Annotated in this window: 10 protein-coding genes; 2 read left to right on the top strand and 8 right to left on the bottom strand. The window is 71.7% G+C overall.

Annotation, left to right across the window (positions count from 1 at the left end):
* Positions 1-124: 124 nt before the first annotated feature.
* The 3 genes from ABT288_RS47625 to ABT288_RS47635 all read right to left on the bottom strand — a co-directional run bounded on the left by ABT288_RS47625 (position 125) and on the right by ABT288_RS47635 (position 3,003).
* Positions 125-1,204, bottom strand: coding sequence for an ABC transporter substrate-binding protein (locus ABT288_RS47625; RefSeq protein WP_351622690.1), 1,080 nt, complete (start codon positions 1,202-1,204; stop codon positions 125-127).
* Between the two features lie 63 nt (positions 1,205-1,267).
* Complete coding sequence (locus ABT288_RS47630; protein ID WP_351622692.1) at positions 1,268-2,146, bottom strand: ABC transporter permease; 879 nt, start codon at positions 2,144-2,146, stop codon at positions 1,268-1,270.
* Entirely contained in the window at positions 2,143-3,003 is an 861-nt protein-coding gene (locus ABT288_RS47635; RefSeq protein WP_351622695.1) for an ABC transporter ATP-binding protein, read from the bottom strand. Before ABT288_RS47635 ends, ABT288_RS47630 begins: the two co-directional genes overlap by 4 nt.
* A gap of 237 nt (positions 3,004-3,240) precedes the next feature.
* Between ABT288_RS47635 and ABT288_RS47640 the strand changes: the two genes are divergently transcribed.
* Positions 3,241-4,905 (top strand): ATP-binding protein, encoded by a 1,665-nt coding sequence (locus ABT288_RS47640; RefSeq protein WP_351622698.1) that lies wholly within the window; start codon positions 3,241-3,243, stop codon positions 4,903-4,905.
* Positions 4,905-5,594, top strand: coding sequence for a response regulator (locus ABT288_RS47645; protein ID WP_351622701.1), 690 nt, complete (start codon positions 4,905-4,907; stop codon positions 5,592-5,594). Before ABT288_RS47640 ends, ABT288_RS47645 begins: the two co-directional genes overlap by 1 nt.
* A gap of 220 nt (positions 5,595-5,814) precedes the next feature.
* On the opposite strand, the gene ABT288_RS47650 is transcribed toward ABT288_RS47645, so the two are convergent.
* From ABT288_RS47650 to ABT288_RS47670, 5 genes are all read right to left on the bottom strand, one after another.
* Positions 5,815-7,254, bottom strand: a complete 1,440-nt coding sequence (locus ABT288_RS47650) for an amino acid permease (protein WP_351622704.1) — start codon at positions 7,252-7,254, stop codon at positions 5,815-5,817.
* Positions 7,255-7,413: 159 nt separating this feature from the next.
* Entirely contained in the window at positions 7,414-8,106 is a 693-nt protein-coding gene (locus tag ABT288_RS47655; RefSeq protein WP_351622707.1) for a GntR family transcriptional regulator, read from the bottom strand.
* A 32-nt stretch (positions 8,107-8,138) separates the two neighbouring features.
* Complete coding sequence (locus ABT288_RS47660; protein WP_351622710.1) at positions 8,139-9,140, bottom strand: proline racemase family protein; 1,002 nt, start codon at positions 9,138-9,140, stop codon at positions 8,139-8,141.
* Positions 9,141-9,162: 22 nt separating this feature from the next.
* Positions 9,163-10,071 (bottom strand): dihydrodipicolinate synthase family protein, encoded by a 909-nt coding sequence (locus ABT288_RS47665; RefSeq protein ID WP_351622713.1) that lies wholly within the window; start codon positions 10,069-10,071, stop codon positions 9,163-9,165.
* A gap of 95 nt (positions 10,072-10,166) precedes the next feature.
* On the bottom strand, positions 10,167-10,611 hold a 445-nt coding region (locus ABT288_RS47670; protein ID WP_351622716.1), incomplete at its 5' end, for a (2Fe-2S)-binding protein.

Genomic DNA, 10,611 nt, shown 5'->3' on the forward strand with positions numbered 1-10,611 from the left:
GCGGCGCCCCCCCCCCCCCCCCCCCCGGGGGGGGGGGGGGGGGGGGGGGGGGCCGCCGGGGGGGGGGGGGGGGGGGCCGCCCCCCCCCCCCCCCCCCCCCCGGTCCTGCGTGGGTGACGGGTGCTCAGCCGGCGGTCCCCGCCGGGGTCGTCGTCGTGGTGAAGCCCTCCTTCTTGTTGGCCGCGAGGGCGAAGTCGTTGGTGAACGTCGTACCGAGGTTCACCTTCGAGGTCGCGTGGCCCACCAGTTCCTCCGTGGACAGGACGTTCTTGGGACCGCCGGCCGGCATGATGCCGTCCGGGAGGAACTGGCCCTTGTCCTGGGTCAGGGCCGAGACGTAGTCGGCCTTGGTGACCAGCTGGTTCTGCACGAACGACTGCGGCAGCTTGTCGGCGATGTCGGCCGCGCTGTGCTTGTCGATCCAGTGCATGGTGGCGACCAGCGCGTCGACGACCTTCTGCACCGCGTCCTTGTGCGAGTTCACCCAGTCGGTACGGGCGATGACACCCGCGGCCGGCCAGGCGCCGCCGGTCGCGGCCTGGGCGCCCTCGGTGGTGGCCACGTCGACCGCCGAGTAGCCGATGCCCTTCTTCTCGATCGCGGCGACCGTCGGCTGCGTCGTCATGACACAGGCCACCTTGCCGTTCTGCAGCGCCGCGATGGCGGTGGAGCCCGCGCCGACCCCGATCCGGTGGAAGTCGCTCGTCTTGACGCCCTTCTTGGCGGCCAGGAACTGGGTGAGCGTGTCGGTGCCCGAGCCCAGGTCGGTCACGCCCAGCGTCTTGCCCTTGAAGTCCGCCGCCGAGTGCACACCGCTCTTGGTGCCGCACATCTCCCGCTCGCCCGGCGCGCCGGACAGCTGGACGACGTCCTCCACCGCCTTGCCCTTCACCTGGAAGTCGATCGTGTGGTTGTACCAGGCGCCCGCCATGTCCACCTGCCCCGAGGCCATGGCGTCCTCGGCGCCGGTGCCGCCGTCCTGCTCGGTGCTCAGCACGACGTTGACGCCGTACTTCTTGTAGAAGCCGAGGTTCTGGGCGAGCTGGTAGGGCAGGTAGATCTGCTTGTCGATGCCGCCGACCATGAGCCTGACGGTCGGGGTGCCGCCGGAGCCGCTGGAGCCGGAGGAACTGCTGGAACACGCGGTGGCCGCGCCGAGGGCGAGGACGGTGACGAGGGACGCGGTGAGGATTCTCTTGGACATGGCGGCTCTTTCGTTCTGGGAAGGGACCGGAGGAGCTGGGGATGGACCGGGGAGGGGGGAGGATCAGAGGCTGTTGGCCTCGGTGGGGGCCGGCGGGCGCCAGGACAGCAGCCGGTGCTCGAGCTTGCCGATCAGCCACTCCGCGCCGAGCACGATCACCGCGATGACGAGCATCGTGGCGAACACACCGTTGGGGTCGAAGTTGTTCTGCGCGGTCTTGATGACGAGACCGAGGCCGCTCTGCGCGCCGAGCACCTCGCCGACCAGCGCGCCGACGATGGCGAAGCCGAACGCGCTGTGCAGGCTGGCGATGATCCAGGTCAGCGCGGAGGGCACGATGACGTGCCGGATGATCTGCAGCTGGGAGGCGCCGAGCACCCGGGCGTTGGCGAGGATGTTGCGGTCGACCTCGCGGACGCCCTGGAAGGCGTTGAAGAAGACGATGAAGAACACCAGCACGGCGGCGAGCAGGATCTTCGGGGTGACGCCGATGCCGAAGGCGACGATGAAGATCGAGCCGAGGACGATGCGTGGGATGGCGTTGACCATCTTGATGTAGGGACCGAGGACGTCGGACAGGTAGCGGCTCTGGCCCAGCGCGACGCCGAAGACGACCCCGGTGCCGGCGCCGAGGGCGAAGCCGATGAGCGCCTCCTGGATGGTGGTCCAGATGTTCGCGTAGAAGGACCCGAACTCGGTGCCGTTCTGGAAGAGGTCGATCAGCCGCTTCCAGATCCCGGACGGCTGTCCGAAGAAGAAGGGGTCGACGATGCCCCAGGTGGTGAACGCCTGCCAGCCGCCGATGATGAACGCGGCGAGGCCGAGGCGGCCCGCCCAGACCAGCGCGACACGGCGTCGTGCGGCCCTTTTGGCGGCGGCCGCGGCCGAGGCCTGCCCGCCGTCGGCGCCCCGGACGGCGGAAGCGGTGGACGTCGTGCTCATGCCTTTCCTCCTGCGGTGCGTGCGTAAGCGCGCTCCACCTCTTCGCGCAGCGTGTCCCAGATCTGGTGCTGGAGCTCGATGAAGCGGGGCTGGTAGCGGATCTCCTGGACCGAGCCGCGCGGCCGCGGCAGGTCGATGTCGAAGACGGCCTTGACCGACCCGGGGCTGGACGTCATGACGACGACCCGGTCGGCGAGCGCCACGGCCTCGTCCAGGTCGTGCGTGATGAAGATGACGGAGGGACGGATCTGCTCCCACAGGTCCAGCAGCTCGGTCGACATGATCGCCTTGGTCTGCACGTCCAGGGCGCCGAACGGCTCGTCCATGATCAGGATCTTGGGTTCGTTGATCAGCGCCGCGGCCATCGCCACGCGCTTGCGCATACCGCCGGAGAGCTGGTGCGGGTAGCGGTCCTCGAAGCCGGAGAGCCCGACCCGGCGCAGCCAGTCCCGCGCCGAGGCCTGCGCCTGCTGCTTGGGGACGCCGCGGAAGACGGGGCCCATGAGCACATTGCCGAGGACCGTCTTCCAGGGCAGCAGGGCGTCCGCCTGGAACATGAAGCTGACGCCGTCGGTGATGCCGTCCACCTCGCGGCCGCCGACCTTGACCGAGCCCTCGCTGGGCCGGTCGAGCCCGGACACCATGCCGAGCGTGGTCGACTTGCCGCAGCCGGTGGGGCCGACCACCGCACAGAACTGACCCGGCTCCACGGTGAACGAAACGCCTTGCAGCGCCGTGAACACCTCACCGGCAGGGGTCAGGAATCGCTTGGTGAGCCCGGAGATCTCGATGCGAGCGTCCTCGCGCTCTGCTGCATCGGCGATCGGGCTCCTCGCGACATCGTTTCGCGAAGCCATGTGAGGCCGTCTCCTTCCACACCTCGTGGGGTCGAGGAAGGCAGACGCTAGAGGCCACCCAGTGTTACGTCGCTGTTTCCCAGGTATCTCGCGAAACCCGCGTTAACCGGGGTTCTGCTCATTCTGCTCAGTGATACGGGGCTGGGCAGGATTTCGGCCATCAGGCACAATCACGCCACCACGGGTCCGGCGTCGGGCCGGCCCGGCACCACGCGGGACAGAGGCGAAGAGGCACCTGTGACACCCATCCGTATGCGGATCGGGCGCGGCGGGAGGGGGAGACTCTCCGCGCGGATCCTCGTCAGCCAGCTCGTCATCCTGGCGCTCACGGGCGCCATCGGATTCGTCCTGTTCGCCTTCGCGCAGCGCTCCGCGCTCGACCGCACCTACGAGGAGCGGGCCGTGGGCATCGCGCAGACCGCGGCAGCGGACCCGCAGATCCGGCGCGCCATGGAGTACGGCGACGGCGGTGACGTGGTGCAGACCGCCGCCGAGCGGATCCGGATCGCGTCGGGCGCGTCGTACGTGGTGGTGATCGACCTGCACGGGGTCCGCCACTCGCACCCCATGGCGCGGCTGGTCGGCTCGCCGGTGGCCGAGCCGCTCGTGGTGCTGGACGGCCGGACGCACGTCGGTACCGACCAGGGCGCGACCGGACGGTCCGCCAACGGCAAGGCCCCGCTGAAAGGGCCGACGGGCAGGCTGGTCGGCGAGGTGTCCGTGGGCATCCCCGAACGGCACGTGCTCAGCGAGCTGTGGCGCGAGCTGCCCACCTTCGGCCTGTACGCCGCGATCGCCACCGCGCTCGGTTCCGCGGCCGCGTATCTGCTGGCCAGACGGCTGAAGCGGACCACGTTCGGGCTGGAACTGGAGGAGATCGCCGGCCTGCTGCAGGACCGCGAGGCGATGCTGCACGGCATCCGCGAGGGCGTGGTCGCCTTCGACCCCGACGACCGGATCACCGTCGTGAACGACGAGGCCCGCCGGCTGCTCGGGCTCGGCACCGCGCTCGGCAGGACCGTCGAGGAGGTGCTGCCCGACGGCCGGCTGCGCCGCGCCCTGGACGGCACCCTGACCGGTACCGACGTCAGCGTCCTGACCGACGAGCACTGCCTCGTCGTCAACCGCATGCCGGTGACCCTGCACGGCCGGGAACTCGGTGCCGTGGTCACCGTACGGGATCGCACCGAAATGGTCGGGCTGCTGCGCGAACTGGACTCCGTGCGGGGCCTGACCGACGCACTGCGGGCCCAGCAGCACGAGTTCACCAACCGCATGCACACCCTGGCCGGCCTGCTCGACATCGGGGAGTACGACGACGCCTACGAGTTCGCCGTCGGCGCGGCCGGCGCCGGCCAGGCGCTCAGCGAGTCCGTGCGCAGGCGGATCGGGAACTCGCTCATGGTCGGTCTGATCGTGGCCAAGACCACGGTCGCCGCCGAACGCGGGGTACGGATCGCGCTGACCGACGACTCGTCCCTGGGCCAGGACCCGCCGCACCTGCACCGGTTGCTGACCATCGTGGGCAACCTGCTGGACAACGCGGTCGACGCGGCCGGCGAGGGTCCGCGCCCGGCGGACGGCCGCGAGGTGCGGCTCACCCTGACCGAGAGCTCCCACGAGGTGCGGGTCCGGGTCGCGGACACCGGTCCGGGGATCCCGGCGGAGGCCGCCGAGTCGATCTTCGAGGACGGCTTCTCGACCCGGCCGGAACGGGGCACCGCCCGGCGCGGCCTCGGCCTGGCCCTGGTGCACCGGCTGGTGCAACGGCACGGCGGCACCATCACGGTCAGCGAGGGCCCCGGCGCCGTCTTCACGGTCGTACTGCCCCTGCCCGAGACGGCCTCGGCGCCGCGGGGCGCACTGTTCACCACGGCGTTGCCGGTGGGAGGCGAGCGCTGATGATCCGGACCCTGGTCGTGGACGACGACTTCCGGGTGAGCCACATCCACAGCGAGTACGCGAGCCGCGTCCCGGGCTTCGACGTGGTCGGCGAGGCGGCGAGCGTCGCCGAGGCACTCGAGGCGGTCCGGGCACTCCGTCCCGACCTGCTGCTGCTCGACATCTTCCTGCCCGACGGCAGCGGGCTCGACGTGCTGCGCCGGCTCACCGGGGACGAGGGCGGAGCCCGGCCCGACGCCCTGATGATCACGGCGGACCGGGACATCGAGTCGGTGCGCACCGCCATGAAGCTCGGTGCGGTGGGCTACCTGGTCAAGCCGTTCGGCTCGCCCGACCTGTGCGAGCGGCTCACCGCCTACCGGGAGCTCCAGCACCGCGTGGAGGTGCTCGGCCCGACCGCCGAGACCGATCAGGCCGACGTGGACGCCCTGTTCAGCGCCGCCCGGCCGCCCGCCGTGCCGCGGGTGCCGGCCAAGGGCCACTCGGCGCCCACCCTGACCCTGGTCCACCAGGCGCTGCGCGCCGCGAGCGGCCCGGTGTCGGCGGCCGAGGCGGCCGAACTCACCGGCGTCTCCCGCGCCACGGCCCAGCGCTATCTGTCGTACCTCGTCAAGGAGGGCATGGTCCGCCTGGAGCTCCGGTACGGCGCGGCCGGGCGCCCGGAGCACCTCTATCGCATCGTCTCCTGACCGAGCAGCGGCAGCGCCGCGAAGACGTGGCCCCCGGTTGGCGGGCGCTCCGTCGAGAGGAGAAACTCTCCGTGCCCACACGGTAGTTGAACGTCACCGGGACCAGGCCGCGCCTCCCACGCGAGCCGGGCCCCGTCGTACTCGGGCTCCCCGACCGGCACGGGGGTCGCACGATCGACGCCGGGCATCATCCCGCCGGTCAATGCGAGCGGCGAGCGATTTACGGGGTGCCGGTCTCCGCCGTCTTCCGCTGCCGCCGCGCCGCCATCACCGCGTGGACCAGGATCCCGACGAACAGGAACAGCACGCCCTGGTACACCGCCGCGTAACCGGCGCCCGCCATCAGCCAGACCGAGAAGACGGCCGCGACCGCGGTGATCACCGAGTCCCGCACCAGGCGCGCCCGGTCCACCGACCTGCCGGAGACCAGGTGGAAGAGCTGCGCCGCCGTCGCCAGCAGATACGGCACGGTGGCGGTGAAAGTGGTGACGAGGACCAGGACGTCGAAGACCTTCGCCGAGCCCGACAGGTAGTTGTACGCCGTGAGCAGGGAGGAGAGCACGACGGTGACGCCGACACCCACCGTCGGCACGCCCCGGCGGCGGCGCGCGAACGCCGCCGGGAACAGGCCGTCCTTGGCCGCGGCGTACGGGGTCTGCGCGCTCAGCAGCGTCCAGCCGTTGAGGCAGCCGGTCATCGACACCAGCGCCGCCAGCGCCACCGCCGTACCGCCCCAGCTGCCCCCGAACATCGTGTTCACGGCGTCGGAGAAGGGGGCGGTGGAGGCCACCAGCCGGTTGTGCGCGACCGTGCCGAAGACGGACAGCGTGCCCAGCAGATAGACCAGCGCGGCGCCCGCGGTGCCGATCACGGTGGCGCGGCCCACGTTGCGGCGGGCGTTGCGGACCTCGCCCGCGCTCACGGCGGCGGACTCCACGCCGAGGTAGGAGAAGAGCAGCAGGGCGGCGGAGGCGGAGACGGCACCCACGGCGCTGTGACCACTGGCGTTGAAGGGCCCGAGCCGGGACGGGTCGAAGAAGAACAGGCCCCCGACCGCGACGAGCAGCAGTGGTACGAACTTCAGCACCGTCGACACCAGCTGGACCGCGCCCACGTACCGGGTGCCGGCGAAGTTGGCGAGAGCGGGCAGCCACTGCAGGGCCAGGGCGGCCAGGCACGCGGTCCACTTGTGGTGGTTGACCGGGATCAGCACGTCCAGGTAGCCGACGGCCGCGACGGCGAGCGCCGCGTTCGACACCCAGGTGGTGATCCAGTACGCCCAGGCGGCGAGGAACCCGGCGAAGTCACCGAAGGCCTCGCGGGTGTAGACATAGGGCCCGCCGGTACGGGGGTCGCGCGCGGCGAGCCGGCCGAAGACCAGCGCGAGCGCGACGGCCCCCACGGTCAGCACACCGAACGCGATCAGGCTGACCCAGCCGTACGGGGCGATCGAGGCGGGGAGCAGGAAGATGCCGCCGCCGATGATGTTCCCCATGACCAGCGCGGTCGCGACCGGCAGCCCGAAGCGGCGGGCGTGCTTGCTGGTGGAAGCATGGGCGGCGTCCGTGACGCCGGTGGTGCCGGGGAGGTCTCCGACGGCAGCGGTGAGGTCCTCGGCGGGGGCCGGAGCCGGCTGCGGGGCGGTTCCGGTGACGTGCATGGGTGGTGCGCCTCTCATCGAACAGATGTCCCGGGATCGCCGGGACGCAGCAATGGTCCGGTATGCCCTTGCCCGCCGCAAAATCGCCGCTTCTTGTGCCGTCCGACGCGCCTGATCATGAAAAAAGTGCACCGTTACGGCCTTTTCACCGCGAGATGTTCACCAGGCCTCGCCGTCGGCCCACAGGCTGCGCACATGGCCCAGATGGCGGGTCATGATCGCGTGTACGGCCTTCTCGTCCCGTTCCAGCAGGGCGTCGAGCAGCTGCAGGTGCTCCTCGGCCGAGGCGAGCAGCCGGCCGGCCTCCACCAGGGCCGTCAAGCCGTACAGCCGGGAGCGTTTGCGCAGGTCGGCGACCACCTCGACCAGGTGCGCGTTGCCCGCGAGGGCGAGCAGGCCGAGGTGGAAGCGGGTATCGGCCTCGACATAGGCGATCAGGTCGCCCGCCACCGCCGCCGCCACGATCTCGCGGGCCGCCGGGCGCAGCGCCTCCAGCGAGACGCTGTCGGCGGTGCGGGTCAGGCCGACGACGGTCGGGATCTCGATCAGGGCGCGGATGTGCGTGTACTCGTCCAGCTGCTTGTCGGAGACGGCGGTGACCCGGAAGCCCTTGTTGGGCACGGTGTCGACCAGGCCCTCCTTGGCCAGGTCCAGCATCGCCTCCCGCACCGGCGTCGCCGAGACGCCGAAGCGGGCCGCGAGCGAGGGCGCGGAGTAGACCTCGCCCGGCCGCAGCTCGCCGGCGATCAGCGCGGCGCGCAGCGCGTCGGCGACCCGCTCGCGGTAGCTGCTGCGCCGGCCGCCCAGCCGGGGGAGCGCGGGCATCTCGGTGCCTCGCAAGTTCGGTGCCATGTCACCCATCACCGGCTGAGTCTAGAGGACGGCTAGAGGACGAAGCCCTCCGGGAAGGGGTCGGTGGGGTCCAGGAGGTACTGGGCGGTCCCGGTGATCCACGCGCGGCCGGTGAAGCTGGGCAGCACCGCCGGGCGGCCCGCGACCTCCGTCGTGCCCAGCAGCCGTCCGGTGAAGCGGGTGCCGATGAAGGACTCGTTCACGAACTCGGTGTGCAACGGCAGTTCGCCGCGGGCGTGCAGTTGCGCCATGCGCGCGCTGGTGCCCGTCCCGCAGGGGGAGCGGTCGAACCAGCCGGGGTGGATGGCCATCGCGTGGCGGGAGTGGCGGGCCGTGGCACCGGGGGCGTAGAGGTGGACGTGGTGGCAGCCGCGGATGGAGGGGTCCTCCGGATGCACCGGTTCCGCCTCGGAGTTGATCGCCTCCATCAGCGTCAGACCGGCCGCCAGGATGTCGTCCTTGCGGGCGCGGTCGAAGGGCAGCCCGAAGGCGTCGAGCGGCAGGATCGCGTAGAAGTTGCCGCCGTAGGCCAGGTCGTAGGTGACCGTGCGCCCGTCGGGCAGGGTGATCTTGCGGTCCAGGGCGACGGCGAACGACGGCACGTTCTTCAGGGTCACGTTCCGCGCGGCCCCGTTCTCCACCGCCACCTCGGCGACCACCAGCCCCGCCGGGGTGTCGAGCCGGATGGTGGTCACCGGCTCCACCACCTCCACCATGCCGGTCTCGACCAGCACGGTCGCCACCCCGATGGTGCCGTGCCCGCACATCGGCAGATAGCCGGAGACCTCGATGTAGATCACGCCCCAGTCGCAGTCGGGACGGGTCGGCGGCTGCAGGATCGCGCCGCTCATCGCGGAGTGGCCGCGCGGCTCGTTCATCAGCAACCGCTTGATGTGGTCGCGGTGTTCACGGAAGTACAGCCGCCGTTCGTTCATCGTCGCACCCGGTACAGTGCCGATCCCGCCGGTGATCACCCGGGTCGGCATGCCCTCGGTGTGCGAGTCGACGGCGTGCAGGACGAGCTTGCTGCGCATGATCCGGCTCCCTTGTGCGCGCTTATGCGAGACCCGCGGCGACGGCCTTCTCGGTGGCGGCCCGGACCGCCGCCTCCTGCTCGGCCGGCAGCGGGACGCGGGGCGGGCGCACCGGGCCGCCGTACCGGCCGACGACGTCCATGGACAGTTTGATGGCCTGCACGAACTCCACCCGGGAGTCCCAGCGCAGCAGCGGATGGAGCTGCCGGTACAGGGGGAGCGCGGCGGAGAGGTCCCCGGCCACCGCGGCGCGGTACAGCTGTACCGAGGCTGCGGGGAGCGCGTTCGGATAGCCGGCCACCCAGCCCTTGGCGCCCGCCACGGCCAACTCCAGCAGCACGTCGTCGGCGCCGATCAACAGGTCGAGTTCCGGGGCGAGTTCGGCGATGCGGTAGGCGCGGCGGACGTCACCGGAGAACTCCTTGATGCCGTGGATGTGGCCCTCGCCGTGCAGCCGGGCGAGGAGTTCGGGCACCAGGTCGACCTTGGTGTCGACCGGGTTGTTGTACGCCACCACCGGCAGGCCCGCGCGGGCCACCTCGGCGTAGTGGGCGAGCACGGAACGCTCGTCGGCGCGGTAGGCGTTGGGCGGCAGCAGCATCACCGAGGCGCAGCCGGCCTCGCCCGCCTGCTCGGCCCAGCGCCGGGCCTCGGCCGAGCCGTACGCGGCGACGCCCGGCATCACCCGCTCACCGCCGATCGCCGCCACGGCCGTCGCCACCACGCGGGCGCGCTCCTCGGCGGTGAGCACCTGGTACTCGCCGAGCGAGCCGTTCGGTACGACGCCGTCGCACCCGTTCGCCACCAGCCAGGCGCAGTGCTCGGCATAGCGGTCGTAGTCGATCGAGAGGTCGTCGCGCAGCGGGAGGGCGGTGGCGACGAGGACACCGCGCCAGGGGCGGTGCGGAGCGTGGGTGGGCGAGTGGGTCATGACGGGGATCCCCCATTCAATGAGGTGTGACATATTACTGTGCACCGGTGACCTGTGGACAGGTCTCGGTTCGGGCGATTCGGTCCGGGTGATTTTCAGTCTTCCGGCAGTGCGGCCAGGACGCCGAGCGGCACCGGTCGGGCGAAGGGGCGGCGGCCGGGAGTGAGCGGGCATCCGGTCAGGCCGGCCACCGCGGGCGCGCACACCCGGCCCTGGCACCAGCCCATCCCGGCCCGGGTGAGCAGCTTCGCGGTACGCAGATCACCCGCGCCGAGCCGGCCGGCGGCCGTTCGCACCTGACCGGCGGTGACCTCCTCGCACCGGCACACCACCGTGTCCTCCGTGATCCGGTCCGCCCAGCCCGCGGGCGGCGCGTACACCGTTTCCAGGGCCGCGAAGAAGGCCCGCTGCCGGGTCCTTGCCCGGGCGGCCGCCGCCCAGGTGCGCGGGTCCGGGGCGGCGCCGCGCAGCCGGGCGGCGATCGAGCGGCCCGCGATGTGTCCCTCGGCGAGCGCGAGGGCCGCGCCGCCGATCCCGGTG

Origin of the sequence: Streptomyces sp. NPDC001093 (assembly GCF_040298985.1) — a bacterium.
GTDB lineage: Bacteria > Actinomycetota > Actinomycetes > Streptomycetales > Streptomycetaceae > Streptomyces.